Below are 24,875 nucleotides of genomic sequence, written 5' to 3' on the forward strand. Positions count from 1 at the left end.
TGGCGCGCCGGACTGCCGGCGTCCTGTCCCTCGGGGCGGCCCTACAGGCCCTGCGGCCAGTTGTAGGACGCGGGGACCTGCACCTTGGTGGCGGGCGAGCCGTAGACGACCGCGATCTCGGCGTGTGCCGCGAGCTTCAGCGCGGCCGGATCACCGGTCTGCTCCTTGCCGTTGACGAAGACGTGCAGCTCCTTGCCGCCGCCCGTCTTCAGCGGGCCGAGGGCGTCCTTGGAGATCGGCACGCTCCACTCGGTCATGAACTCGCCGAGGGTGAAGTCGGTCTTCACCGGCGACTCGATGTGCACCACGCCGGACGTGTCGTGCGTGTGCAGCGGGCTGATCTGCTGCTTGTTCAGGTCGATGCCGATGTCGGCGGGGACGGTGACCTGCTTGCCGTCCACGAAGACGTCCAGGTGGCTGTGGATGTGCAGCACCTGCCCCTCCTGCCCGAGCATGGGCAGCCCCGCCGCCTTCGCCTGCGCCGTGGCGTCGGCGGGCGCGGGCCACGCGACCGAGGACGCGGCGGGCTTGCTGTCTGCCGCGGCGGACGCCGTGTCGGTGGCACTCGCCTTCTTGGCGTCCGAGCCGCACGCGGCCAGGGTCACGGCTCCGGCCAGGACGGCCACGCCGATCGCGATGCGTCGCTTCTGCATGAGGTGGGTGTCTTCCTGTTCAGCCGAGCTGGATCGAGCGCTTGGCGAGGCCCATCCAGAAACCGTCGATGATGCTGCGCTGGCTGCCGAGATCCGCCTCGGCAGCGCCGAGCGTAACGAACAGCGGGGCGAAGTGCTCGGTCCGCGGATGCGCCAGCCGGCCCGCGGGCGAGGTGTGCTCGAAGTCCAGCAGCGCGTCGACGTCCTGCGCGTCCAGCGCCCGGTGACCCCAGTCGTCGAACTCCGCGGACCAACTCGGGACACCCCCGGCATGCCGCAGCGCGGCCAGGTTGTGGGTGAAGAATCCGCTGCCGACGATGAGCACGCCCTCGTCGCGCAGCGGCGCCAGCCGCCGGCCGATGCGGAACAACTCCTCGGGCTCCAGCGTGGGCATGGACACCTGCAGCACGGGGATGTCGGCGTCCGGGTACATCTCCACCAGCGGCACATACGCGCCGTGGTCCAGGCCGCGGTCGGGCACGTCCTGTACGGCGTGGCCCGCGCCGCCCAGCAGCTTGCGCACGGATCGCGCGAGCTCGGGGGCGCCGGGCGCGGCGTACGTCACCTGGTAGTAGTGCTCGGGAAAGCCCCAGAAGTCGTAGACCAGCGGGACCGTGGTTGTCGCGCCTATGGCGAGCGGGGCCTCCTCCCAGTGCGCCGAGACCATCAGCACGGCCTTGGGGCGCGGCAGCCCCGCCGCCCAGGCGGCCAGCTCCCCGGGCCACACGGGGTCGTCGGCGAGCGGCGGGGCGCCGTGCGAGAGATAGAGCGCCGGCATCCGCTCCGGAGTCGCTGTGGTCATCGCAGGGGCCTCCTTGAAGTTTCAAGCGTAGTGTTGACGATAGACCGCTTTGCTTGAAAGTTCAAAGAGTGTCTCAGAGCAGAGCAGTGCGGCGCTGGGGGCTGGGGACTGGGACTGGGCTGCGGTGCGTGGTGTGTGCTGTGCGCTCAGGGCAGGCGCTTCTCGAACCACGCCACGTCGTGATAGGCGCCGAACTTCCGCCCCACCTCGCCGTAGACGGCGATCTGCTCGAACCCGAGCCTGCGGTGGAGACGCACCGACGCCTCGTTCGGAAGAGTGACTCCCGCGTACGCGCGGTGCACGTCCTCACTCTCCAGAGCTTCGAAAAGCTGCTGGTAAAGCAGTGTGCCGATGCCGCGGCCGCCCGCGCCGGGCGCCAGGTAGACGGTCGTCTCCACGGAAGTGGCGTATGCGGCCTTCGGGCGGAAGGGGCTGCTGGTCGCGTATCCCAGGATCGTCCCCGGTGGACCCGGCTCCCGAGCAACCAGAAGGCGGTGCGGGCCGTCTTCCGGGTGGGAGAGCAGCCACGGCCGGCGCTCGTCGGGCGTGAGGGGAGTGACATCGAATGTGATGGCCGTCTCACGGATGTAGTGGTTGTAGAGCTCCGTCAGAGCGGCGAGGTCATCATCCCTGCCCGGGCTGACCTGCACTTCTCTACGATCTGACACCAATTGCCCTCTCTGTGTGGTGGCACAGGGTACTGCATGATCATAAAAAACAGGTGACGACTTGGGAATTGTGTCCGGTTTCCAGTCGTTATCTCGATCGGATGGGGCAGCCGGAAGGCAAGAGCCACAACACGGCGGAAGGCCGACCAGCCACCCCGACACCACCCAGACCGCACGCACCTTTCGTAAGGGAGCTCGCATGGCAACCCGTGCCGTCGCCCGTCGTAACGCAGGCGGGACCAGTAGCGTTCGCGCCGCAGGCGGGGAAGTCGCGGACCGCGACCTCGTCGGCATGTACCTGGACGAGATCGCGCGTACACCGCTGCTCGACGCCGCCAGGGAGGTCGAGCTGTCCCGCGACATCGAAGCGGGCGTGTACGCCGAGCGGATCCTCACCGCGGACACCGACCTTCCCGCCAACGCGGGCACCGACGCCAACCGCGAGGAGCTGGAAGCCCTCGTCGCGGCAGGCGAGCGCGCCAAGGACGTCTTCATCCGTTCCAACCTGCGCCTCGTCGTCGCCGTAGCCCGGCGCTACCCGCGCAGCGGACTGCCGCTCCTGGACCTGATCCAGGAGGGCAACGCCGGCCTCGTCCGCGCCGTCGAAAAGTTCGACTATGCGAAGGGCTTCAAGTTCTCCACGTACGCGACGTGGTGGATCCGGCAGGCCATCACGCGGTCCATCGCCGACCAGTCGCGCACGATCCGGCTGCCCGTGCACCTCGTGGAGGAACTCGGCCGCATCCGGCGCGTGCAGCGCGAGTTCAACCGGGAGAACGGCCGCGACGCCGAGCCCGCGGAGATCGCCGCCGAGCTCAGCTCCACCCCGGAGCGCGTCGCCGACGTCCTGGACTGGGCCCGCGACCCGGTGTCCCTGAACATGTCCGTCGACGCCGAGGGCGAGACCGAGTTCGGCGACCTCGTCGAGGACGGCGCGGCCCCCTCCCCGGAGGACTCCGTGCTCGTCATGCTGCGACGCGAGGAACTCGACGGGCTCATCGACCGCCTCGACGACCGCACCGCGTCCATCATCCGCGCCCGCTACGGGATCGTGGACGGCCGCGAGCGGACGCTCACCGAGGTCGGCAAGGAACATGGCCTCACCCGCGAACGGATCCGTCAGATCGAGAAGCACGCCCTCGCCGACCTCAAGCGCATGGCGCGCGCCACCGGCCTGGACTACGAAGCCGCCTGACCCGCGGCCGACCAGGCCCCCATAGACCCGGACCCCGGTGCATCCCCCCCCGCGCCGGGGTTCGGCCTGTCCGGACGACACCACCGAGGCCGCAGGTGAGACGCTGCTTCCCATGAACGACGACTCCGCGCCCGGCGCCGACGCGGGAGCGCCCCGCGGTTCTCACCCGCGGGAACCCCACCACAACGGGCTCGGCACCCGCCTGAACTGGCTGCGGGCCGCGGTCCTCGGAGCCAACGACGGCGTGGTCTCCACGGCCGGACTGGTCGTCGGCGTCGCCGGCGCGACCGACTCGCGCTCCGCCCTGCTGACCGCCGGCCTCGCCGGGCTGCTCGCCGGCTCGCTGTCGATGGCGGCGGGCGAGTACGTCTCGGTCAGCACGCAGCGCGACTCCGAGCAGGCCGCCCTCGCCCTCGAACGCGCCGAACTCGACGCCACCCCGCAGGCGGAACTCGACGAGCTCACCGGCCTCCTCGAGGACCGCGGCATCAGCCACCACCTCGCCCGCGAAGTCGCCGAACAGCTCACCGAACGCGACGCCCTCGGCGCCCATGCCCGCGTGGAACTCGGCATCAACCCCGACGAACTCGCCAACCCCTGGCACGCCGCCTGGGCCAGCTTCGTCTCCTTCACCGTCGGCGCGCTGCTCCCGCTCCTGGCGATCGTGCTGCCGCCTCAGGGATGGCGGCTGGCGGTCACCGTGGTGTCGGTGCTCATCGCCCTCGTCTGCTGCGGCTGGATCAGCGCGCGGCTCGGCAGCGCGCCCGTCCGGCCCGCGATCGTACGCAACGCCGTCGGCGGCGCCATCGCGATGGCGGTGACCTACGCGGTAGGGGTGTTGCTCGGCGCGGCTGGAGTCTGAACCCCTGCGGCCGCCTCCGCGGCCGCCCGGCGGGCCTCGCCCTTCTTACCGGTGCGGACGGTGTAGGCCACGAGCAGCGCGGTCACCGCCAGGGGCATCACGCTGGAGAAGCTCACCATCGTCCCCGTCGACAGGTGGTAGACCAGCACGGCCTTGACGGTCGCCTCGGCGAGGAAGGCCACGCCCCAGATCACCGTCAGCCGTCGCTGCACGGCCCGGAATCCCGGATAGGCGTCCCACATCCCGTTCCAGCGAGCGACACCCGCCTCGGTGCCGTCGGTCGCGAACCTCCGGCCGAAGTAGAAGATCAACGGGCGCCTCAGTGCCAGGCTGACCAGGAACGCCAGCCCCACCAGGCCCGTGAGCGCGGAGTCCTTCAGGAAGATCATCTTGCTGCTGTTGTAGGCGAGCGCGCCGGCCGCACCAAGGAGCAGTGTCAACAGGATCAGCATTCCGAACTCGTCCACCCGCCGGTGCAGCGCGAAGTAGAGGCCGATCTCCAAAGCGGGCCACGCCGAGATGATCAGCAACGCCGGGACCTCGGGCACCCCGCGGGCTGAGAGTTGGTTGTAGGTGACCCAGGGCAGCACCATGCTGAACAGCACGGTCGGCCCCCATATGAGCAACAGCGCCTTCCCCCGGCCGTCGCCCCTGCCTGAATCAGCAGCCGTGTCCGCCGTGCGGGCATCGGTCATGACGTCGTCTCGCTTCCCCGTAGATCCCCGTGGCGAACGAGACTCCTGGCGCAGGTCCTGGCGCGGCGCCCCCGCTCGCCCGCGCGATCGTACGGTCACACGTACTCGCGTGTCTGCAGGGACACGCCAACCACCACGGCCCCGGCACACACGAACCCGGCCCACAGCACACCGTGCGTCCCGGTCCACGTACACGCCAGAACGCCCAACGCAGCCACGGGCAGGGTGAGTTGCTGCGCCATGCCGTGCTTGCTGTGCCGCGAGTGGAGCAGCCACACGGTGAACAGGAATGCCGCGGCCGGCACCGTCACCGACCACGTGGCCGCCCGCGTCGAGACATGGGCCGAACCGACGGCCTGCTCGACGGCGATCTCCAGTCCTGCGCCGATCGCCGCGGCCGAGGTGAACACCGCGTAGTGCCCGTACCCCCAGAGGAACGCCTCACGGTTGGACGCCAGATAGTCGTGGATGGGTACGGCGAAGTAGATCCACCACGCCGAGAAGACGATCAGCAGACCGCCCGCCGCGATCGGCAGCAGATCACCCAGAGCGCTGTGTTCGTCGACCGCCGACTGCACAGCGACGGTTGCCGCTGATACGGACTCTCCCAGGACGATGATCGTGAACAGCCCGTACCGCTCGGCGATGTGGTGCGGGTGCCACGAGGTGGGCTCGGTCCGTTCTGCCAGCGGTGGCACGGCCAGCTCGGCGGCGGCCATCACCAGGAACGCCCATGCCGGCGGAGCGCCGTAGGGCAGCAGCAGAGCCAGCCAGCCGACCTGGCAGAGCGTCACACCGATCGCGTACCGGACGGCCGTCGTGCGAGCCCCGGCCTCGTCCTCTCCACGTGCCGCCTGCGCGGCACGAAGCCACTGCGTCACCAACGCCAGGCGCATCACGGCGTAGCCGATGGCCACCAGCCGGAAGTCACCGTCGTCGAACGCCCGCGGCACACCCGCCGCGAGCAGCAGCACGCCAACGATCTGTACCAGCGTGGTCACCCGGTACGGCACGTCGTCCGTGTCATAAGCGGAGGCGAACCAGGAGAAGTTCATCCACGCCCACCAGATGGCGAAGAACAACGTCAGGTAGCCGGACACGCCGTGCCCCGGGTGGCCATCGGCGATCGCGTGCACCAGACGGCCACCCGCCTGCGCCACGGCGACGACGAAACAGAGGTCGAAGAACAACTCCAGCGGCGTGGAGGCGCGGTGCTCTTCGTCGCGGCTGCGGGCGGTCATCCGCCGCAGGGCGTCGCCGGTGCGGGCAGCAGGTCCCTGAGGAGCGGGCGGGACGGTGGAATCGCTCATGCAGGACACCTTGGGCCAGCAGGCGCCCGCCGCCAACCTCAACCCGCTTCCGGCGCCGACCTGTCGGCGCCCGGACCTTCCAGTACACCGCTCTGCAGGAATTCCTCCAGTCGCTTCACGTAAGGCCCGATGGCGATGCCCTGCGACGCCAGCCAACCGTCGGAGTAGTACTTCTCCACATAGCGTTCGCCCGGGTCGCACAGCAGCCCCACCACGCTGCCGTGCTCCCCGCGCTCACGCATCTCGGAGATGATCCGGAAGGCCGCCCACAGACCGGTCCCGGTGGACGCTCCCGCCCGGCGCCCCAGGAGGCGCTCCAGGACGCGGATGGCGGCGATCGACGCAGCGTCCGGCACTCGCATCATCCGGTCGATCGCGCCGGGAACGAAGCTCGGCTCCACCCGCTGCCGGCCGATTCCCTCGATCCGCGACGCCGTTTCCGTCGTCGCAGACGCGTCGCCGTCCCGCCAGCCCGGGAAGAACGCCGAATTCTCCGGGTCGGCCACGCAGATCCCCGTCGTCGCCTGCGCGTAGCGGACGTAGCGGGCCAGCGTCGCCGAAGTGCCGCCCGTACCCGCCGTCGCCACGATCCAGGCCGGGACGGGGTGCCGCTCCTCCGCCATCTGACGGAAGATCGACTCGGCGATGTTGTTGTTGCCCCGCCAGTCCGTCGCCCGCTCCGCGTACGTGAACTGGTCCATGTAGTGGCCGCCCGTCTCCCGGGCGAGACGCGCCGCCGTCCCGTACACCTCGCACGCGTCGTCCACCAGGTGGCACGTGCCCCCCTGGAACTCGATCAGCTCCACCTTGGCCCGTACCGTCCCACGCGCCATCACGGCCACAAAGGGGACACCGATCAGCCGGGCGAAGTACGCCTCCGAAACGGCCGTAGACCCGCTGGACGCCTCGATCACCGGACGGCCGGGCCGGATCCACCCGTTGCACAGGGCGTAGAGGAACAGTGAGCGGGCGAGCCGGTGCTTCAGCGAGCCTGTCGGGTGCGTCGACTCGTCCTTCAGATAGAGGTCGACGCCCCAGTCCGCCGGGAGCGGAACTGACAGCAAATGGGTATCGGCGGACCGGTTGGCGTCGGCATGGACCTTCGCCACAGCCTCGCTCAACCAGCGGCGGTACCGGAGGTCGCTTCGGTCGATGTCCAGCACCTCCGCGGCCGCGGACGCCGGAACGGGGGGCTGCATCGGCTTCGGGGTTTCCATGGGGCCAGGTATATCCGTCCGAGCGGCTCAAACGGACACTTGGGGTATCTCCGTACAGCTCCTTGGAGAGGCCGGACGTTCGGCGCTCCGCCGGACCGCCGTAGGCTGGGGACATGAGCACCGCCGACGACCCCGCCCCCACGCCCGACACCGCAGCAGCGGAGGTCTCGGAGGACGCTGCAGCGGGTTCGGCTCCGGCGGGCCGACCGGGAGCAGCCTCCTCAGGCGCTGCGGGCTCCGGACACGGCGGCTCGGGACTCGTCTTCGACGACCCGTTCGACCGCCCGTCCTCGGACGACACGGACCGCGGCTGGGGAGGCACGACCTCCGACTCGTCGGACGACGACTTCACCAGGTTCCTCAACGAGAAACCGCCCCACCACCTCTGAACGCGATCGGCTGCCTGCTTCAGATGCGTCCAAGCGGTCTTTGCCGCCTGGGAGAGTTCGTTCAGCACAGTGTCACCGCCAGGGGGGACGACGCGGCCGCACCGGAGATCGCGGCGGCGACCCCGCGTGGCACGCTGAGGACGACCAGCGCACCCCCGGTCCCGCTCCCCACGCCGTCGCGCCCGGCCGTCAGGGCTGAGGCCAGGTCCGGGTCCGGGTCCGCGGGAACGTCGACGACCCTGGCTCCCGAGGCCACCACGCGGAAAGCCGCGAGTACGTCCACGCAGCTTCCGGGGCGCAGCAGCCGCACGGCGCCCGCATCAGCGATCCGGACCGGGGCCCGCACGACGACCGCACGTTGTGGCCGGGGAGGTGGAGGGGCAGCCCGGCCAGGTGGAGCCGCGGCGACGGGCCGAGGCGTCGCGCTGTTCGCTCCCGAGACCAGCAGGGCGGCAGCGGCCAGGGCGAGCGCGACTGCGAGGGGGCCTCGCCGACGTCGCACGGCCCTGCGCAGCAGGCGTCTGCCACCGCGCCCGCCGGGCCGGATCGGTGGGAAGTCGGGGACTTCCCACCGCGGTGGCGTGTAGGGCGCCGGCGCGGTGAGCGTCGGAAGGCAGCTCAGGTCAGCGGACCCCTCGGGCTGAGCCGAGAGACTGGGGAGCAGGGGCGGGAAGTGTGCGGAAGAAGGCATGGCAAGCACCGCCTGGCGAGAGGAACGCCGACCGTGACCCGGCCGACGCACCCACCTTCGCGTACTTCACGGACAGCGCTCCGAGGACCTGTGGACAACTCCACGACCTGTGGAAAACCTCGCCACCCGCAGGAGTGACCTCCGTGCTCGGGCAGCCGTGGCCGACCTGCCCGCTTCCCGGTTGAACCCGTCCAGAGGGCACCCCGCCTACGGCAGAGTGATGCCGGGCTCCTGCCCGCCGAGGGGGTTGGTGCACAGGCAGTCGCGGTCCGCGGTGTCCGGCAGCGCGCCGATCACGTCGAACAGCACGTCCCGCAGCCTGCCCACGTTGGAAGCGAAGACCTCGAGGACCTCCTCGTGCGACACGCCCTCGCCGGTGTCGGCGCCCGCGTCCAGGTCCGTCACGAGCGTCATCGACGTGTAGCAGAGCCCCAGCTCACGGGCCAGAACGGCCTCCGGATGCCCGGTCATGCCGACGACGGACCAGCCCTGCGCCGCGTGCCACAGCGATTCCGCGCGGGTGGAGAACCGCGGTCCCTCGACCACGACGAGCGTGCCGCCGTCCACCGCGTCCCAGCCGGCCTGGCGGGCCGTGCCCACGGCTGCCTTCCGTCCCACGGGACAGTAGGGGTCGGCGAACGTCACGTGCACGACGTTCGGGACCTGACCGTCGGCGCGTTCCTCACCGTCGAAGTACGACTGCGCCCGGGACTTCGTACGGTCCACGAGCTGGTCGGGCACGAGCAGCGTCCCGGGGCCGTACTGGGCGCGAAGGCCGCCGACGGCGCACGGGCCCAGCACCTGGCGGGCTCCCACCGACGCCAGCGCCCAGAGGTTCGCCCGATAGTTGATCTTGTGCGGCGGAAGATGGTGCTCGCGCCCATGCCGCGGAAGGAACGCCACGCGCCGTCCGCCGACGTCGCCCAGGAACAGTGAGTCGCTCGGTGATCCGTAGGGCGTCTCGACCGTGACCTCCGTCACGCCCTTGAGGAACGAGTAGAACCCCGACCCGCCGATGACACCGATATCGGCCCGTGTCCGCCCACCGCTGCTGCTGTTCTGCGCCATGACCGTCACCCTAGTAGGCGCTTCGGGACGCACTGAACCCCCGCCGTGTGAAACGGCGGGGGTTCGTAAGATCTACGGTCGCCTGCGGGCTGACCTGCGCGCTCAGGCTGCCGACGTGCTGCTCGACGACGACGAGGAAGAAGAAGACGAGGTCGACGTCGACCCCGAGGTCTTGCTCGCAGAGCTGCTGCTGCCGGAGTCCGAACTCTTGCTCTCGGACTTGGCGGCCGGACTGCTGCTGGTCGACGAGCCGCGGCTGTCGGTCCGGTAGAAGCCGGAGCCCTTGAAGACCACGCCCACTGCCGAGAAGACCTTGCGCAGGCGTCCGCCGCAGTTGGGGCACTCGGTCAGCGCGTCATCGCTGAACTTCTGCACCGCCTCAAGGGCTTCGCCGCACTCGGTGCACTGGTACTGGTACGTCGGCACTTGGCTCCTCCTGGCACTCGCGTTCGTTGAGTGCTAACGACGCTCAATAGTGCAGTATTTCCCGCTGTCAGTCCACCGCGACCGGCGGACGGTGACCGATCACACCTCCGGCCACCACCCCGCGCGGCCGCGACACCAGGCGTCCGCGCAGCCCCAGCAGCACCACGAGCGCGATGGCGGTGCCGGCGAGCGGCACGACGAAGCCCGCATGCGACCCGGCGCGATCCGTCAGCAGCCCCGCGATGGTGACGGCGGCCGCCTGCCCCAGGGCGACCGATCCCGTCATCCACGTGAAGGCCTCGGTGCGTGCGCCGGCCGGGACCAGCGACTCGACCAGGGTGTAGCCGGTGATCAGCGGGGGTGCGATGCACAGACCCACGACCATGCCGAGCCCGCCCAGCAACGGTGCGGTGTGCATGAGCCACAGCGGAGCGCAGGCCACGGCCAGGCCCCCGTAGGCGGCGAGCAGGCGGGTCCGCGGCCCGCGGCGCCATGTGATCGCGCCGTAGACCACGCCTGCCAGCATGTTGCCGGCAGCGAAGATCCCGTACAGAACCCCGTTGATGCCGGGGTCGCCGATCTCCTGGCTGAACGCCGCCATGGACACCTGCATGCCGCCGAAGACCGATCCGATGCCGAGGAAGGCCACCGCGAGAGCGCGCACCCCCGGCGCCGAGAGGGCGGAAGCCTGCCTCGCACCCGCTCCTGCGGGAGCGTGCTGCACCTTGGGCGCGGACTTGCGCTGTGCCGCGAAGAGCGAGCCGCCGACGACCGTCAGGGCTGCTTCGGCGGCGAGGCCCGCGGCGGGGTGCACGCCTGTGCACAGGGCTGTGGCGAGGACGGGGCCGATCACGAAGGTGAACTCGTCCGTCACCGATTCGAAGGCCGCAGCCGTCCCCAGAAGTGCGGGGGAGTGGTCCAGCGCGGCTGCCCAGCGCGAGCGCACCATAGGGCCGATCTGCGGGACCGTCGCGCCGGCGGGAACGGCGGCGGCGAGCAGAGCCCACACGGGAGCGTGCGCGAGTGCGAGCGCGATCAGGCCGCAGACGGCGGTGGCATGCAGCGCGATGCCCGGCAGAAGCACGGGTCGCTGCCCGAAGCGGTCGACGAGCCTTCCGGCGCGGGGCGCGCACAGCGCCATGGCGACGCCGGTGACAGCCGCCGCGGCACCCGCGGTCGCGTACGAGCCAGTGGTGTGCTTCACGAGCAGTACGAGGCTGATCGTGAGCATCGCGAAGGGCTGTCGTGCCGCGAATCCGGGCAGCAGGAACGTCCACGCACCGGAGGTGGCCAGCAGTTGCCGGTAACCCGGCTTCCGCGGCTCGCTCATGGTGGGCATTTCGGGCAGGGGTGAAGAGGTGGGCACCTTGGATGCCACAGCCTGGTCTTTCTGCTGCCTGGTAGCGCGGGAGCCGGTCAGAGCCAGGGTCACCGCGCCGAGGACCGTCCGCTCAGCGCGGAGTCCCGCGCCGGCCCTGCGTCAAGCAGAGGTTGTACTCGACAAATACCGGTCCATCATACGTATCCCGCTTCGCGGTCGTGGCTTGTGACCTGGGGCACTCGGCTGCCGGCCGGCGCTAGTCGCCGAGCCAGCCCGCCAGCTTGCCGCCCCGGCCGACCGCCCGCAGACGGTTCTCCGCGGCGTCGCGTACGGGGTCGGTCGCGACGACGAGCAGCTCGTCGCCGCGTCGCAGCACGGTGGTCGGCGACGGCACGAAGCTCGTCCCCTCGCGTACGACGAGGGTGACCGCCGCCCCGGACGGCAGGCGCAGTTCTCCGACCTCCACGCCGTGCATACGGGAGGCCTCGGGAATGGCCACGGACAGCAGGTGGCCGCGCAGCCGCTCGAGGGGCGCCGACTCGATGCCGAGGTCCGCGGCGTCCGACCCGTTGCCTTCGGTCAGGTGCAGTCGCTTCGCCACCCATGGGAGGGTCGGCCCCTGCAGGAGCGTGTAGACGATCACAAGTACGAAGACGATATTGAAGATCTTCCGACTGTCGGTCACGCCCGACACCATCGGAATCGTCGCCAGAACGATGGGCACGGCGCCCCGCAGTCCCGCCCAGGACATGAGGGCCTCCTCACGCCACGGGACGCGGAACGGCAGCAGTGAGGCGACGACCGAGGCCGGCCGTGCCACCAGGGTCAGGAAAAGTCCGATGATGATCGCGGGAACGATGTCGTCGCCCAGCTCGTGAGGCGTGACGAGCAACCCCAGCAGGACGAAGAGGCCGATCTGGGCGATCCAACCGAGCCCTTCGGCGAAGCCCCGTGTGGCCGGCCGGTGGGGCAGCTTGGCATTGCCGAGGATCAGAGAGGCCACGTAGACGGCGAGGAAGCCGGAGCCGTGTCCCGTGGCACCGACGGCGTACGCGGCCACGGCGATCGCCATGACGGCGATCGGGTAGAGGCCGGAGGCGGGTAGTGCGACGTGCTTCAGCCCGTACGCGCCGATCCAGCCGACGGCCAGGCCCACCGCGGCGCCGATGGCCAGTTCCAGGGCGATCTCGCCGATCAGCTGGTACCACTGGTCGACCGGGCCCGCGGTCGAGAAGGCGACCACCAGGATCACCACCGGGGCGTCGTTGAACCCCGACTCGGCCTCCAGCACCCCGGTCACGCGCTTGGGCAGCGGGACGTTCCTCAGGACGGAGAACACCGCTGCGGCGTCGGTCGACGAGACCACGGCACCGATGATCAGTGCCTGCCGCCAGTCGAGGCCCACCAGATAGTGAGCGGCGCCGGCGGTGATGAACACGCTCACCAGGAGGCCCAACGTCGCAAGCACGGCAGCCGCCGGTACGACTGGCTTGATTTCGTCCCACTTTGTCCCGAGTCCGCCCTCGGCGAGGATCACGACGAGTGCCGCGTAGCCGAGGACCTGGGTGAGTTGGACGTTGTCGAAGGTGAAGCCGAAGAGGCCGTCCTGCCCGATGACCACACCGATGCCGAGATAGATCAGAAGGGTGGGCAGGCCGCTGCGTGACGCGAGCCGCACGGCGACGACGGCAACCAGCAGCACGGCGGTGCCGATCAGCAGAATCTCGTTCAGGTGGTGGACAGTCAGGGGCCTGGTCCTTTCAACTTCGTTGCCTTACCTAACATTTTACCTGCCCTTGACGAAGCCCCGCCCACCGGATGGGTCATCCGGACTCCGTGTCCTGTGCTCAGGGGCCGTGCGCCTATGGTTGCCCTTGCACCACACGAGCATGAGTTCACCGTTCCGCCCTGCCCCCGCGAAGGACAGCGATGCCCGCACGGAAGAAACCTCGCCGCGTACGCCTCATCCTGATCGCGTTCGCGCTGCTGCTGGTCGCGGGCATCGGCTACGGGTCGTACTGGAGCGTGAGCACCGTCCGTGCCTCCTTCCCGCAGACCAGTGGATCGCTCAAGCTCAAGGGGCTCGCCGCGCCCGTCGACGTCAAGCGCGACGGCAACGGCATCCCGCAGATCTACGCCGACAACCCCGACGACCTGTTCATGGCCCAGGGCTACGTCCAGGCCCAGGACCGTTTCTACGAGATGGACGTACGCCGCCACCTCACCTCGGGCCGGCTGTCGGAGATGTTCGGCAAGGGGCAGGTCGAGACCGACGCGTTCCTGCGGACCCTGAACTGGCATGGCATCGCGCAGCAGGAGTACGACCACCAGCTCGACGCGAAGACGAAGGCGTACCTGCAGGCCTACACCGCGGGCGTCAACGCGTACCTCGACGACCACAGCGGTTCCGCGCTGTCCGTCGAGTACGCGGCCCTGTCGTTCAGCAACAACTACAAGCCGGAGCCCTGGACGCCCGTCGACTCGGTCGCCTGGCTCAAGGCGATGGCGTGGGACCTGCGCGGCAACATGCAGGACGAGATAGATCGCTCGCTCATGACCAGCAGGCTGAGTCAGGCGCAGATCAAGCAGCTGTACCCGGAATACCCATACGACCGTAATGCACCGATTGTCGACGCGGGTTCGGTCAACGCGGTCACCGGCGAATACGAGCAGGCGGGCTCGAAGGGGCCGATCGCGCTCAACTCCACCGTCAGCAGCCAGCTCGCCGGCATCTCGAAGATCATCGACCAGATGCCCGCGCTCCTCGGTCCGAGCGGCAGCGGCATCGGCTCCAACTCCTGGGTCGTCTCCGGCGCCTACACGACGACCGGCAAACCGCTGCTGGCCAACGATCCGCACCTCGCGCCGCAGCTTCCCTCGCTCTGGTACCAGATGGGGCTGCACTGCCGCACGGTGAGCTCCGCGTGCCCGTACGACGTCGCCGGCTACACCTTCTCCGGGATGCCCGGTGTGGTCATCGGGCACAACCAGGCGATCGCCTGGGGAATGACGAACCTCGGTGCCGACGTCACCGACCTGTACCTGGAGAAGGTCACCGCCAACACGTACTTGTACGACGGTAAGCAGATCCCGTTCGTCACCCGCAAGGAGACCATCAAGGTGGCCGGCGGGAAGGATCGTACGATCACCGTCCGGCAGACCAGTGACGGAATGCCGCTGATCTCCGACCGCGACGACGAACTCAGGACCGTCGGGGACGTCGCACCCGTCACCGACCCCCCGGGCGGCGTCAACAGCGGCTTCGCGGTCGCCCTGAAGTGGACCGCGCTCGCCCCCTCGAAGACGATGGACGCCGTCTTCGAACTGGACCGGGCGACCGACTTCACCCAGTTCCGCAGCGCCGCATCCGACTTCGCGGTCCCGTCGCAGAACCTCATCTACGCCGACACCAAGGGCAACATCGGCTACCAGGCCCCCGGCCAGGTCCCGATCCGCCCCGCCGGTGACACCGGTGCATGGCCGCAGCCCGGCTGGGAGCGCCAATACGCATGGACGGGCCAGTACATCCCGTTCAAGTCCATGCCGTACGAGTACAACCCGCCGCGCGGATACATCGTCACGGCGAACCAGGCCGTCGTCGACCAGAGCAAGTACCCCTACCTGCTGACCAGCGACTGGGGATACGGCACCCGGAGTCAGCGGATCAACTCCCTGATCGCGTCGAAGATCAAGGACGGCGGGAAGATCTCCATGGACGACATGCAGTCCATGCAGAACGACTCCAGCAGCGACATCGCCAAGCTCCTCGTCCCGGCACTGACGAAGATCAGCATCAGCAACGACAAGGGCGACTACGTCCGCGAAGCACAGCAGCTGCTCGTCGGATGGGACTACAACCAGGATTCCGACTCGGCGGCGGCCGCCTACTTCAACGCGGTGTGGCGCAACGTCCTCAAGCTCGCGTTCGGCAACAAGCTGCCCAAGGAACTGCGTCCCGAGGGGCAGTGCCTGCGGGTGCCGCCGGCCGGGCAGACGGGACCGGTCGACAACCTCGACGGTGCGCCCAAGACCATAGAGGAGTGCGGCGACCGTGCCGCCGACCAGGCGCAGCCCGACGGCGGCGACCGGTGGTTCGAGGTCGTGCGTGACATCTGGAACCAGCCGAACAACCCGTGGTGGACGATGTCGACCACCGCCTTCTTCGGCGTGGACACCAACAAGGCCCACCACAGCACCCGCGACCAGCTGCTCGAGCAGGCCATGAAGGACGCCCGCTACGAGCTGACCGCCAAGCTCGGCAAGGACATCAACACCTGGAGCTGGGGTCGCCTGCACAAGCTGGACCTCAAGAACCAGACGCTGGGAACCAAGGGCCCGGGTGTCATCAAGTGGATGCTCAACCGCGGCCCGTGGCAGCTCAGCGGCGGCGAGGCGGCGGTCGACGCCACCGGCTGGAACGCGGCGGGCGGGTACGACGTCGTCTGGGTGCCGTCGATGCGGATGATCGTCAACCTGCAGGACTTCGACAAGTCCCGCTGGATCAATCTCACCGGTGCGTCAGGCCACGCCTACAACGACCACTACACCGACCAGACCAGCCTGTGGGCCGACGGGAAGCTGCTGCCCTGGTACTTCTCGGACAGCCGTGTCGACCAGGCCTCCAAGGCGAAGATGGCGCTGACCCCGTGATCAGCTGATCAGCTGGTCGACAAGGCCGATGGCCGGATCGTTCGCCGATCCGGCCATCGGCTTTCGTCTCACCGTGCGAAGTGATGGACGCCGACCGGTGTGATCACCGCATCCACGAGATGATCGTGTGCCTCGCGGGGGACGGACTCCACCACTTCGTTCGCGTAGAGAAGGACGACGAGAGCGGGACTCTTCCCGGCGGCCTCCAGGCGCGCGAGGACGCGGTCGTACGATCCGCCGCCGCGACCCAGCCGCACACCACTTCTGTCCACCGCGAGTCCCGGCAGCAGCAGGGCCTCCGCTTCGGTGACGGCCTGCGGTCCCAGACGGTCACCGGTCGGCTCCAGCAGCCCGCGTTCGGTACGCCGCAGCGCGTCGGGCCCGTCGTACCGCGCCCAGTCCAGGTCGTTGTCGGGCAGCAGGACCGGCAGCAGGACACGCCGGCCGGCGACCCGCAGGGACTCGATCAGCCCATGGGTGCCGGGTTCCGATCCCATCGACACGTAGGCCGCGACCGTATGCGCTCTTGCCAGTTCCGGCAGGTCCCGTACTCTGCTTTCCAGTGCGGTCCCGGCCAGGTCACGCGCGTCGGCGGACAGCCCGCGCCTGACTCTGAGGAGTTCCGACCGCAGTGCCGCCTTGAGTGCTCGCGGGTCACGCATACCATCCACAACCGTCACCTATTAGCCAGCATCCATCGAATATTCATCTTCCGCATATACAGGGTCGCTACAGTGCCTGCCATGACGCACTCACGGCCCCGGATCAGCAAGGCTGTCATCCCCGCAGCGGGCCTCGGAACCCGGTTCCTGCCCGCCACGAAGGCGACGCCCAAGGAGATGCTGCCGGTGGTGGACAAACCGGCGATCCAGTACGTCGTGGAAGAGGCCGTCTCGGCCGGACTGTCCGATGTGCTGATGATCACAGGTCGCAACAAGCGTCCCCTCGAGGACCACTTCGACCGCAACTACGAGTTGGAGGAGGCGCTCACTCGCAAGGGTGACGCCTCCCGTCTGGCGCGCGTCCGCGAGTCCAGCGACCTCGCCACGATGCACTACGTCCGCCAGGGCGACCCCAAGGGCCTCGGCCACGCCGTGCTGTGTGCCGAGCCGCACGTCAGCGACCAGCCGTTCGCGGTCCTGCTCGGCGACGACCTCATCGACCCGCGCGACCCCCTGCTGTCCCGGATGATCGAGATCCAGGAGCGGCACGGCGGCAGCGTGGTGGCACTGATGAAGGTCGAACCGGAGCAGATCCACCTCTATGGTTCCGCGGCCATAGTTCCCACAGGTGACGACGACGTCGTGCAGGTCACGGACCTGGTGGAGAAGCCCGAGGCGAGCCAGGCGCCGTCGACGTACGCCATCATCGGCCGCTACGTGCTCGACCCGTCGGTGTTCGAGGTGCTGAAGAAGACCGGGCCGGGCCGGGGCGGCGAGATCCAGCTGACCGACGCCCTGCGCGAACTCGCCCAGCACACCGAAATCGGCGGCCCCGTGCACGGCGTGGTCTTCACCGGCCGCCGCTACGACACCGGCGACCGAGGCGACTACCTGCGTGCGATTGTCCGACTGGCATGCGAACGTGAGGACCTGGGTCCCGATTTCCGGACCTGGCTGCGTTCGTACGTCAATGAGGAGTTGCCCGAGTGAGTCACGGCGCCGACCGCGTGTGGTCCGTCTCCGAACATCTGGAAAGCATCCTGGCCCAGCTCAAGCCACTCGACCCGATCGAGCTGCAACTGCTGGACGCCCAGGGGTGCGTACTGGTCGAGGACGTGACGGTGCCGGTGGCGCTGCCACCCTTCGCGAACAGCTCCATGGACGGGTACGCGGTGCGCGTCGCCGACGTCCAGGCCGCCACCGCCGAACACCCCGCGGTGCTCGACGTGATCGGCGACGTCGCCGCGGGAACTGGTGACCTCCCCACCGTGGGCCCCGGGCAGGCCGCCCGCATCATGACCGGTGCCGCGATGCCACCGGGGGCCGAAGCCGTCGTACCCGTCGAGTGGACCGACGGCGGCACGGGCGGCGGACCCGCCACCGCCATGTCCGCGCACAGCGTGGATCCGACGGGTGCCGGCGGTGAGGTGCGCGTGCACCGGCCCGCACACAGCGGGCAGTTCGTTCGCGACCGCGGAAGCGACGTCGCCGCCGGGGAACTGGCGCTGCCCGCGGGCACCGTGCTCGGCGCGCCGCAGATCGGACTGCTCGCGGCGATCGGGCGGGGGACGGTCACCGTCCGGCCCCGGCCGCGGGTGGTGGTGCTGTCGACGGGAAGCGAACTGGTCCAGCCCGGCGAACCGCTGGGCCCCGGTCGCATCCACGACTCCAACAGCTTCGCGCTCACGGCCGCCGCGCGCGCCGCGGGTGCCATCGCGTACCGGGTCGGCGCGGTCACCGACGAGGTCGAGACGCTGCGCGCCACCATCGAGGACCAGCTCATCCGCGCCGACATCATCGTCACGAGCGGCGGCGTCAGCGTCGGCGCCTACGACGTGGTGAAGGAGGCGCTGTCGTCGATCGGCGACTCCTTCGGCGGCGAGGGTGACGGGACGCTCGGCCATGTGGAGTTCCGCAAACTCGCGATGCAGCCGGGCAAGCCGCAGGGCTTCGGCCGCATCGGCCCCGACCGGACGCCGCTGCTCGCACTGCCGGGGAACCCGGTCAGCGCCTACGTGTCGTTCGAGCTGTTCGTACGACCGGCGATCCGCACGCTGATGGGGGCACCGTCGGTTCATCGGGAAGTCGTACGCGCCGTGTGCGTGGCGGAGATCGACAGATCACCCGAAGGACGGCGGCAGTTTCTGCGTGGACGATACGACCGTAGGACCGCGACGGTCACTCCTGTGGGTGGCGCCGGATCCCACCTGGTCAAAGCCATGGCCCACGCCGACTGCCTGATTGTCGTACCCGAAGCCGCCACGTCCGTCTCCGCCGGTGGGGAAGTCGACGTCGTCCTGCTGGACTAGTGCCGAGCGGACGCAAACACGGGACGGTATGGGCCCCCGGCCCGACGGCGACTCCGTGCCGGTACGGTGTCTGCCCAAGAGACCGTCACGGGAGAACGATGAGCAGCGGCCAGCACCACCTCACCCATATCGACGAGGCCGGAGCGGCCCGCATGGTCGACGTCTCGGGCAAGGACGTCACCGCGCGCACGGCCCGCGCCAGCGGCCGCGTTCTCGTCGCGCCCCGCGTCGTCGAACTCCTCCGAGGTGACGGTCTTCCCAAGGGCGACGCCCTGGCCACCGCACGGATCGCCGGCATCCTCGGCGCCAAGCGGACGCCGGAGCTCATCCCGTTGTGCCACCCGCTGGACGTCTCCGGTGTCACCGTCGACCTGGCCGTCGCCGACGACGCGGTGGAGATCAGCGCGACGGTGAAGACGACGGGCCGCACCGGCGTCGAGATGGAGGCGCTCACCGCGGTGAGCGTCGCGGCCCTGACCGTCGTCGACATGGTGAAGGCCGTTGACAAGGCGGCGGTCATCACCGACGTCAGGGTCGAGGAGAAGTCCGGTGGCAAGTCCGGCGACTGGCGCCGGCCGTGACCGCCCCTGCGTCGCACCGCTCGCTGCGGGCGCTGGCGGTCACCGCGTCCAACCGGGCCGCCGCGGGAGTGTACGAGGACCGTGGCGGGCCGCTAATCGTCGACACCCTGACGGGTCTCGGCTTCGACGTCGACGGCCCTCGCGTCGTGCCGGACGGCGAGCCGGTGGGTGAGGTACTGCGCGAGGCGGTCGCCTCCGGATACGACCTGGTGGTCACCACGGGCGGCACGGGGATCTCGCCGACCGACCGCACACCTGAGGTCACCCGTGCGGTCCTCGACTACGAGGTGCCGGGCATCGCGGAGGCGATCCGCGCCGCCGGCCGCGCGAAAGTCGCCACGGCGGTGCTCTCCCGTGGCGTGGCGGGGGTCAGCGGACGCACCCTTGTGGTGAACCTCCCCGGTTCCACCGGCGGGGTGAAGGACGGCCTGGCCGTGCTCGCTCCGCTTGTCGTACATGCCGTCGATCAGATCCACGGCGGCGATCACCCGAATGTCCACGCGGATGACCATCTGAATGATCATCCGGATTCCGCTCCTGGGAGACCGAGCTGAACGGGTCCTGGCCGGCCGAACTGGTGGACGGTGACGTCACCCTCCGCCCGATCCGGATGCGCGACCAACGCGCCTGGCGCGAGGTCAACCGCCGCAACCGCGACTGGCTGCGGCCGTGGGAGGCGACCGTGCCGCCCGCGCCGCCCGGCCATGTCGCGCAGCGGCCGACGTACCGCCAGATGGTGCGCCATCTGCGCAGCGAGGCCCACGCGGGGCGCATGCTGCCCTTCGTCATCGAGTACCAGGGCCGGCTCGCCGGTCAACTCACCGTCGCGGGAATCACCTGGGGCTCGATGTGCTCGGCGCACATCGGCTACTGGGTGGACGAGGCGGTGGCCGGGCGCGGGGTGATGCCGACGTCGGTGGCGCTGGCCGTCGACCACTGCTTCCGGCGCGTCGGCCTTCACCGGATCGAGGTCTGCATTCGCCCGGAGAACGGGCCGAGCCGGCGTGTGGCCGAAAAACTCGGCTTCCGCGAGGAGGGCCTGCGGCCGCGCTATCTCCATATCGACGGCGGCTGGCGCGACCATCTCGTGTATGCCCTGACCGCGGAGGAAGTGCCGGACGGCCTCCTCCACCGCTGGAGGCAGGCAAGGCCCGGAACCGCACGTAAATAAAACGATTGTTCGAAATAGAAGTCAATCGCAAAAAAATCTCGGCCTATCAGCCAGATCGTGCGACACACCGGGCCAAATTGCGTATGGCGTGTCTCGATCACCCCTACCGTGTAGCCCGTGAGCAGTAGCGGCCTCATCTACGCAGTCATTGTCGGGGCCTGGGCTGCCTATCTGGTGCCGATGTGGCTCCGTAGGCAGGACGAGCTCAACGAAGCGCGGCCGACCGAACGCTTCAGCACCGCCATCCGGCTCCTGTCCGGGCGGGCGGCCATGGAGCGTCGCGTGGCCAAGGCGCGAGCTGAGAACGTCGAACCGGGTACCGACGTGCACGAGGACGACGCGGAGGACACCGACCTGGGCGGTGCGGTGGACGTCCGCGCCCTTGCCGTGCCCGCGACCGAGGTCAAGCGTCCCGTCGCGGGACGCCAGGTGCAGCCCCGGCCCGTCGATCCCCGCGCCCGGGTGCTCGCGGCCCGGCGCCGCACGACCACGCTGCTGTTCCTCGCCTTCACCGTGGGTGCGATCGCGGCGGCCGTCGGCGGCCTCACGCTCCTGTGGGTGCCCGCCATCCCTGCCGGGCTGCTGACCGTGTACATCGGCCAGATGCGCCGCCAGGAGCGCCGCCGCTACGAGGTGCGCCTGGACCAGCACCAGGCCGCCGAGGCCGCCCGCAGGATGCGGGCCCGCGCCCAGGCGCCGGCGCCGCACGCCCGCGAGGAGCGGCCCGTCACACAGGAGCCCGCCGGGCCGCCGGCGCGTGCCCAGGCGTCCCAGCCGGCGTCTCCGGCGGCCTCGCCGCGGACCGCGGACCGGCGGGCGCTGGTCGAGCAGACCGACCACGCAGAGTGGGTGGACCAGCAGCGCGCCGAGCAGACCGCGGACGACGGCTGGGACCCGGTTCCGGTGCCGCTGCCCACCTATGTGACGGCGCCCGTCGCTCCCCGCACTCCGGGCGGCATCGACCTGGGTGCGCCCGACACGTGGAGCTCGGCGCGTTCCGGCACGACGCCGGGTGAGCCCGCACCGTCACGCGACCACCACGCCTCCGGCGGCGAGGGGCGCGAGGCGACCCGTGAGCCGCGGGAACAGCAGGCGCCGGTCCGTCGCGCGCGCGGCAGCCGCACCCCGCTCTTCGACCAGTACGCCGACCCGGACCGTCCCCGCGCCGCCAACGAGTGACGGTGGCGCCGGGGCGCGGGTGGACCAGCCGATATGGCGTTCACGACCACCCCCACCGGGGTGCTAGAGTTTTCCTCGTTGCAAGGGCCTGTGGCGCAGTCCGGTAGCGCACCTCGTTCGCATCGAGGGGGTCAGGGGTTCGAATCCCCTCAGGTCCACAACAACAAAGCAAAGCCCCTCCCAGGGTCATCCCGGGAGGGGCTTTGTCGTGCTGTGCGAGAGCCGTGCGGTGCGGCTTCAGGATGCGAGGGCCGGCGCTGCGCACTCCGCGTGCGGGGAGAGGTGGCGGCCGCCTTACGGCCGTCCCCCTTGTGCCGATCGGCTGATGCCCTGTCAGCGCCCCTCAGGTGAGGAGGTAGGCGATCAGTGACAGGGAGGCCATCGAGAGCAGCGTGGACAGGAGGACGGTGTCGCGGGGGAGGTCGGTGTCCAGGCCGTACTCGGAGGCGAAGATGAAGGCGTTCTGGGCGGTGGGGAGGCCGGAGCTGAGGACCACGGCGAACAGGGCGTGGCCGGTGAGGCCGAACAGGCCGCGGGCGAGGGTGTAGGCGAGGGCCGGCTGGACGGCGGTCTTGAGGGTGACCAGGATGCGGCGCTGGGTGCGGCCCTCGGGGGAGGTGCGAGCGCGGGTGTTGAGGGACATGCCGAGCGCGAAGAGCGCGGAGGGGACACCTGCGCCGCCCAGGGTGTGCAGGGGAGACGTCAACTCGGTGGGCAGGTGGTCACCCTCACCCAGGGCGGCGACCAGGAGGCCGGCGGCGGACGCGGCGACGACGGGGTTGCGGAAGGGCAGTTGCAGGATCCGCAGCCACAGTCGGCCGACGCCGCGGTGGGTGTCGAGGTCGATCAGGATGATGATCAGCGGGGTGATGAACAGCATCTGGAACAGTGCCGCGGCGATGATGAACGACGTGTCGTGGAGGACGTTCACCGCTATGGGTATGCCGAGGTTCGCAGAGTTGACGTAGGACGCGCACATGGCGCCGATGGACTGGTCGGCCAGCCGGCGGCGGAACACCCAGCGACTGAGCGCGAGTCCGGTGCCGAAGACGGTCAGCAACGCGAGCGCGAACGCCGCGACCCCCGGCGTGGCGACGTCGCCCACGTGGGACCGGGACATCGTCAGGAACAGCAGCGACGGCATGGCGAAGGTGAACGCGAAGCGGCCGAGGACGGTTTGGGCTTCGTCGCCGAGGATGCGGTGACGGCCGGCGAACCAGCCGAGTGCGGTCACCGCCCAGATGGGGAGGAAGCCGCCGATTACGGCGCGCACGCCGTCGCCGTCGCGTGTGCTTGTCCGATGATCGCCCCGTCCACGGGTGTCCAGCATGCCGGAGTGCGCTCCGGCGGCTGCGGGCGGGTTCGGCGCACGGGGTGCGGGAGGGCGGAATCGCAGGCGGGCGTGGGCTGTTGATGCTTCCGCCGGACGATCCGATGGTGTGATCGGTATGTGACCCGGGACACACTTGTCGCGTGCGGAAATAATCGGGTCCTCGCAAGAGCTTGATATTTCAAGATCTTATGAGGGAGTCGTCATGTCGGTAGACGCAAGTCCGGTGCCCGCCGCCGGCATCCGCACCAAGGTGCGCGTTCCGCTCCGGTTCCCCGACGGGTGGGGGACGACCGTGGACGTCTTCACGTTCACCGGGCTCGCCGACGGCAAGGAACACATCGCACTGGGGGTCGGCGACTACGACCAGGCGGGCGTGCCGTTGGTGCGCCCGCACTCGGAGTGCCTGACGGGGGACGTGTTCGGTTCCGAGCGGTGCGACTGCGGTCCGCAACTGCGCGAGGCAGTGGAGCGCATCGCCGCCGTCGGCGGGTACCTGCTCTATCTGCGGCAGGAGGGCCGCGGGATCGGCCTCTACGCGAAGCTCGACGCCTACGCGCTCCAGGACCAGGGTCTCGACACCTATGAGGCGAACCGCGCCCTGGGGCGCGCCGACGACGAGCGCGACTACACCGCCGCCGCTCAGATGCTGACGGCCCTCGGCGCAGGAGAGATCACCCTGCTGAGCAACAACCCCGACAAGGCGAAGCAGCTCGGGGCGCTCGGCATCACCGTGCGGGAGCAGGTGCCCACCGGGGTGCACGTCTCCGCCGCCAATGTGCGGTACCTGCGGGCCAAGGTCGAGCACACCGGCCACACGCTGGCGCTGCCCGCCTGACGGCGGGCGGCTCAGGGCGTCTCCGGGGTCGCCGGTGGACCTCGCTGGTTGCCTGCTGCGTACGTGATACGGCCCACGATCGAAACGGTGGCGTTTCGATCGTGGGCCGATTACTCTTTTAGGTGTACGACATCGTTTCGACAGTGCGTATCGCATACCGTGCACGCAGGGATCACAAGGAGGGCAGGTCATGTCGCCGGAGGCAACCACCGCGCGTCGCACCCGTCTGACTCCCGAGCGTGAACGGGAGCTGTACACCGCGGTCGTCGAACTCCTCCGGGAGGTCGGCTACGAGGCGCTGACCATGGATGCCGTCGCCGCCCGCACCCGGGCCAGCAAGGCGACCCTCTACCGCCAGTGGAAGGGCAAGCCGGAACTGGTCGCGACCGCGCTGCGGCACCACAAGCCGGTGTCCTTCGCGGACATCGACACCGGGTCGCTCAAGGAGGATCTCCACGAGCTCGTCAGATGTCATGACGAGAACGAGATCAAGCGCGACCAGGAGGTCATGCGCGGTCTGGCGCACGCCGCGTTCCAGAACGAGGACCTCTTCACCGCGCTCCGGGAACTGCTCATCGAGCCGGAACTGGCCAGCTTCCGCGACCTGGTGCAGCGCGCCGTGGACCGCGGCGAGATGTCCCCGGACAACCCGGCGCGGCACTTCCTGCCGCACCTGCTGTTCGGCGGCGCGCTGGCGCGTCCCATCATCGAGGGCATCGACCCCGACCCGGAGTACACGCACCGATACATCGATGCCGTGGTCGTCCCCGCGCTCGGGCTCTCCTAGCTCATGCGCACCTCCCGGAATCCGCAGTGGCCCGCAGGGCTGCCCGGGCCGCTCCGAAGAGACCGGGCCCG

Annotated in this window: 25 protein-coding genes and 1 tRNA gene; 13 read left to right on the forward strand and 13 right to left on the reverse strand. The window is 69.7% G+C overall.

Annotated features, from left to right (window positions below; genetic code table 11):
• Positions 1-41: 41 nt before the first annotated feature.
• The 3 genes from BMW99_RS01145 to BMW99_RS01155 all read right to left on the reverse strand — a co-directional run bounded on the left by BMW99_RS01145 (position 42) and on the right by BMW99_RS01155 (position 2,126).
• The gene (locus BMW99_RS01145) at positions 42-653 is read right to left on the reverse strand and encodes a hypothetical protein (RefSeq protein WP_079138284.1); all 612 of its coding nucleotides are present in this window, start codon (positions 651-653) and stop codon (positions 42-44) included.
• Positions 654-672: 19 nt separating this feature from the next.
• Positions 673-1,455 (reverse strand): dioxygenase family protein, encoded by a 783-nt coding sequence (locus BMW99_RS01150; protein ID WP_069462765.1) that lies wholly within the window; start codon positions 1,453-1,455, stop codon positions 673-675.
• A gap of 146 nt (positions 1,456-1,601) precedes the next feature.
• Positions 1,602-2,126, reverse strand: coding sequence for a GNAT family N-acetyltransferase (locus BMW99_RS01155; RefSeq protein WP_069462764.1), 525 nt, complete (start codon positions 2,124-2,126; stop codon positions 1,602-1,604).
• A gap of 196 nt (positions 2,127-2,322) precedes the next feature.
• On the opposite strand from BMW99_RS01155, the gene BMW99_RS01160 reads away from it, so the two are divergent.
• Together BMW99_RS01160 and BMW99_RS01165 are read left to right on the forward strand one after the other, a co-directional pair.
• On the forward strand, positions 2,323-3,318 hold the full coding sequence (locus BMW99_RS01160; protein ID WP_069462763.1) for a sigma-70 family RNA polymerase sigma factor: 996 nt from the start codon (positions 2,323-2,325) through the stop codon (positions 3,316-3,318).
• A 112-nt stretch (positions 3,319-3,430) separates the two neighbouring features.
• Complete coding sequence (locus tag BMW99_RS01165; RefSeq protein ID WP_069462762.1) at positions 3,431-4,180, forward strand: VIT1/CCC1 transporter family protein; 750 nt, start codon at positions 3,431-3,433, stop codon at positions 4,178-4,180.
• On the opposite strand, the gene BMW99_RS01170 is transcribed toward BMW99_RS01165, so the two are convergent.
• The 3 genes from BMW99_RS01170 to BMW99_RS01180 form a co-directional block, all read right to left on the reverse strand.
• A complete protein-coding gene (locus BMW99_RS01170; RefSeq protein ID WP_069462761.1) occupies positions 4,141-4,875 on the reverse strand; it encodes a VC0807 family protein in 735 nt (244 codons plus the stop codon). The genes BMW99_RS01165 and BMW99_RS01170 overlap by 40 nt on opposite strands.
• 95 nt (positions 4,876-4,970) lie before the next feature.
• On the reverse strand, positions 4,971-6,185 hold the full coding sequence (locus BMW99_RS01175; protein ID WP_079138281.1) for a low temperature requirement protein A: 1,215 nt from the start codon (positions 6,183-6,185) through the stop codon (positions 4,971-4,973).
• A gap of 38 nt (positions 6,186-6,223) precedes the next feature.
• Positions 6,224-7,402, reverse strand: a complete 1,179-nt coding sequence (locus tag BMW99_RS01180) for a PLP-dependent cysteine synthase family protein (protein ID WP_069462759.1) — start codon at positions 7,400-7,402, stop codon at positions 6,224-6,226.
• Positions 7,403-7,515: 113 nt separating this feature from the next.
• On the opposite strand from BMW99_RS01180, the gene BMW99_RS01185 reads away from it, so the two are divergent.
• Positions 7,516-7,791, forward strand: coding sequence for a hypothetical protein (locus tag BMW99_RS01185; RefSeq protein WP_069462758.1), 276 nt, complete (start codon positions 7,516-7,518; stop codon positions 7,789-7,791).
• Between the two features lie 61 nt (positions 7,792-7,852).
• On the opposite strand, the gene BMW99_RS41855 is transcribed toward BMW99_RS01185, so the two are convergent.
• From BMW99_RS41855 to BMW99_RS01210, 5 genes are all read right to left on the reverse strand, one after another.
• The gene (locus BMW99_RS41855; RefSeq protein ID WP_245791121.1) at positions 7,853-8,137 is read right to left on the reverse strand and encodes a hypothetical protein; all 285 of its coding nucleotides are present in this window, start codon (positions 8,135-8,137) and stop codon (positions 7,853-7,855) included.
• Between the two features lie 552 nt (positions 8,138-8,689).
• Positions 8,690-9,550: an S-methyl-5'-thioadenosine phosphorylase gene (locus BMW99_RS01195; RefSeq protein ID WP_069462757.1), complete on the reverse strand. Its 861-nt coding sequence runs from the start codon at positions 9,548-9,550 to the stop codon at positions 8,690-8,692.
• A 102-nt stretch (positions 9,551-9,652) separates the two neighbouring features.
• A complete protein-coding gene (locus tag BMW99_RS01200; protein ID WP_075016061.1) occupies positions 9,653-9,976 on the reverse strand; it encodes an FmdB family zinc ribbon protein in 324 nt (107 codons plus the stop codon).
• Between the two features lie 67 nt (positions 9,977-10,043).
• Complete coding sequence (locus BMW99_RS01205; RefSeq protein ID WP_079138286.1) at positions 10,044-11,306, reverse strand: MFS transporter; 1,263 nt, start codon at positions 11,304-11,306, stop codon at positions 10,044-10,046.
• A 247-nt stretch (positions 11,307-11,553) separates the two neighbouring features.
• The gene (locus BMW99_RS01210) at positions 11,554-13,044 is read right to left on the reverse strand and encodes a potassium/proton antiporter (protein WP_069462755.1); all 1,491 of its coding nucleotides are present in this window, start codon (positions 13,042-13,044) and stop codon (positions 11,554-11,556) included.
• 182 nt (positions 13,045-13,226) lie between these two features.
• On the opposite strand from BMW99_RS01210, the gene BMW99_RS01215 reads away from it, so the two are divergent.
• The gene (locus tag BMW99_RS01215; RefSeq protein ID WP_176735438.1) at positions 13,227-15,947 is read left to right on the forward strand and encodes a penicillin acylase family protein; all 2,721 of its coding nucleotides are present in this window, start codon (positions 13,227-13,229) and stop codon (positions 15,945-15,947) included.
• Between the two features lie 68 nt (positions 15,948-16,015).
• Here BMW99_RS01215 and BMW99_RS01220 read toward each other — a convergent pair whose 3' ends face one another.
• A complete protein-coding gene (locus BMW99_RS01220; RefSeq protein ID WP_069462753.1) occupies positions 16,016-16,609 on the reverse strand; it encodes a 5-formyltetrahydrofolate cyclo-ligase in 594 nt (197 codons plus the stop codon).
• 81 nt (positions 16,610-16,690) lie between these two features.
• Between BMW99_RS01220 and galU the strand changes: the two genes are divergently transcribed.
• From galU to BMW99_RS01255, 7 genes are all read left to right on the forward strand, one after another.
• Complete coding sequence (gene galU / locus BMW99_RS01225; RefSeq protein WP_069462752.1) at positions 16,691-17,599, forward strand: UTP--glucose-1-phosphate uridylyltransferase GalU; 909 nt, start codon at positions 16,691-16,693, stop codon at positions 17,597-17,599.
• Positions 17,596-18,918 (forward strand): molybdotransferase-like divisome protein Glp, encoded by a 1,323-nt coding sequence (gene glp, locus BMW99_RS01230; protein ID WP_069462751.1) that lies wholly within the window; start codon positions 17,596-17,598, stop codon positions 18,916-18,918. The genes galU and glp overlap by 4 nt, the downstream gene beginning before the upstream one ends.
• A gap of 98 nt (positions 18,919-19,016) precedes the next feature.
• Positions 19,017-19,499, forward strand: a complete 483-nt coding sequence (moaC, locus tag BMW99_RS01235) for a cyclic pyranopterin monophosphate synthase MoaC (protein WP_069462750.1) — start codon at positions 19,017-19,019, stop codon at positions 19,497-19,499.
• Positions 19,496-20,053 carry a MogA/MoaB family molybdenum cofactor biosynthesis protein gene (locus BMW99_RS01240; protein ID WP_079138280.1) on the forward strand — a complete coding sequence of 186 codons (558 nt, stop codon included), beginning with the start codon at positions 19,496-19,498 and terminating at the stop codon, positions 20,051-20,053. The genes moaC and BMW99_RS01240 overlap by 4 nt, the downstream gene beginning before the upstream one ends.
• Positions 20,050-20,670, forward strand: coding sequence for a GNAT family N-acetyltransferase (locus BMW99_RS01245; RefSeq protein ID WP_075016062.1), 621 nt, complete (start codon positions 20,050-20,052; stop codon positions 20,668-20,670). Before BMW99_RS01240 ends, BMW99_RS01245 begins: the two co-directional genes overlap by 4 nt.
• Positions 20,671-20,787: 117 nt before the next feature.
• Positions 20,788-21,849: a divisome protein SepX/GlpR gene (gene sepX / locus BMW99_RS01250; protein WP_069462749.1), complete on the forward strand. Its 1,062-nt coding sequence runs from the start codon at positions 20,788-20,790 to the stop codon at positions 21,847-21,849.
• An 84-nt stretch (positions 21,850-21,933) separates the two neighbouring features.
• Positions 21,934-22,007 (forward strand) — tRNA-Ala (locus tag BMW99_RS01255).
• Between the two features lie 185 nt (positions 22,008-22,192).
• Here BMW99_RS01255 and BMW99_RS01260 read toward each other — a convergent pair.
• Positions 22,193-23,122 carry an AEC family transporter gene (locus BMW99_RS01260; protein ID WP_069462770.1) on the reverse strand — a complete coding sequence of 310 codons (930 nt, stop codon included), beginning with the start codon at positions 23,120-23,122 and terminating at the stop codon, positions 22,193-22,195.
• 262 nt (positions 23,123-23,384) lie between these two features.
• Here BMW99_RS01260 and BMW99_RS01265 point away from each other — a divergent pair, with 262 nt between their 5' ends.
• Both BMW99_RS01265 and BMW99_RS01270 read left to right on the forward strand, forming a co-directional pair.
• The gene (locus BMW99_RS01265; RefSeq protein WP_069462748.1) at positions 23,385-24,017 is read left to right on the forward strand and encodes a GTP cyclohydrolase II; all 633 of its coding nucleotides are present in this window, start codon (positions 23,385-23,387) and stop codon (positions 24,015-24,017) included.
• 190 nt (positions 24,018-24,207) lie between these two features.
• Positions 24,208-24,804, forward strand: a complete 597-nt coding sequence (locus BMW99_RS01270) for a TetR/AcrR family transcriptional regulator (protein WP_069462747.1) — start codon at positions 24,208-24,210, stop codon at positions 24,802-24,804.
• Positions 24,805-24,875 lie beyond the last annotated feature (71 nt).

The organism is Actinacidiphila rubida (genome assembly GCF_900110255.1).
GTDB lineage: Bacteria > Actinomycetota > Actinomycetes > Streptomycetales > Streptomycetaceae > Actinacidiphila > Actinacidiphila rubida.

Bases quoted from the DNA above. Each gene is read 5' to 3' on its own strand.
- BMW99_RS01160 (WP_069462763.1), top strand. From the start codon at position 2,323: ATGGCAACCCGTGCCGTCGCCCGTCGTAACGCAGGCGGGACCAGTAGC.
- BMW99_RS01165 (WP_069462762.1), top strand. From the start codon at position 3,431: ATGAACGACGACTCCGCGCCCGGCGCCGACGCGGGAGCGCCCCGCGGT.
- BMW99_RS01180 (WP_069462759.1), bottom strand. From the start codon at position 7,402: ATGGAAACCCCGAAGCCGATGCAGCCCCCCGTTCCGGCGTCCGCGGCC.
- BMW99_RS01175 (WP_079138281.1), bottom strand. From the start codon at position 6,185: ATGAGCGATTCCACCGTCCCGCCCGCTCCTCAGGGACCTGCTGCCCGC.
- BMW99_RS01220 (WP_069462753.1), bottom strand. From the start codon at position 16,609: ATGCGTGACCCGCGAGCACTCAAGGCGGCACTGCGGTCGGAACTCCTC.
- galU (WP_069462752.1), top strand. From the start codon at position 16,691: ATGACGCACTCACGGCCCCGGATCAGCAAGGCTGTCATCCCCGCAGCG.
- BMW99_RS01185 (WP_069462758.1), top strand. From the start codon at position 7,516: ATGAGCACCGCCGACGACCCCGCCCCCACGCCCGACACCGCAGCAGCG.
- BMW99_RS01205 (WP_079138286.1), bottom strand. From the start codon at position 11,306: ATGAGCGAGCCGCGGAAGCCGGGTTACCGGCAACTGCTGGCCACCTCC.
- BMW99_RS01265 (WP_069462748.1), top strand. From the start codon at position 23,385: ATGTCGGTAGACGCAAGTCCGGTGCCCGCCGCCGGCATCCGCACCAAG.
- BMW99_RS01145 (WP_079138284.1), bottom strand. From the start codon at position 653: ATGCAGAAGCGACGCATCGCGATCGGCGTGGCCGTCCTGGCCGGAGCC.
- BMW99_RS01270 (WP_069462747.1), top strand. From the start codon at position 24,208: ATGTCGCCGGAGGCAACCACCGCGCGTCGCACCCGTCTGACTCCCGAG.
- BMW99_RS01195 (WP_069462757.1), bottom strand. From the start codon at position 9,550: ATGGCGCAGAACAGCAGCAGCGGTGGGCGGACACGGGCCGATATCGGT.
- BMW99_RS01170 (WP_069462761.1), bottom strand. From the start codon at position 4,875: ATGACCGATGCCCGCACGGCGGACACGGCTGCTGATTCAGGCAGGGGC.
- moaC (WP_069462750.1), top strand. From the start codon at position 19,017: ATGAGCAGCGGCCAGCACCACCTCACCCATATCGACGAGGCCGGAGCG.
- BMW99_RS01150 (WP_069462765.1), bottom strand. From the start codon at position 1,455: ATGACCACAGCGACTCCGGAGCGGATGCCGGCGCTCTATCTCTCGCAC.
- BMW99_RS01215 (WP_176735438.1), top strand. From the start codon at position 13,227: ATGCCCGCACGGAAGAAACCTCGCCGCGTACGCCTCATCCTGATCGCG.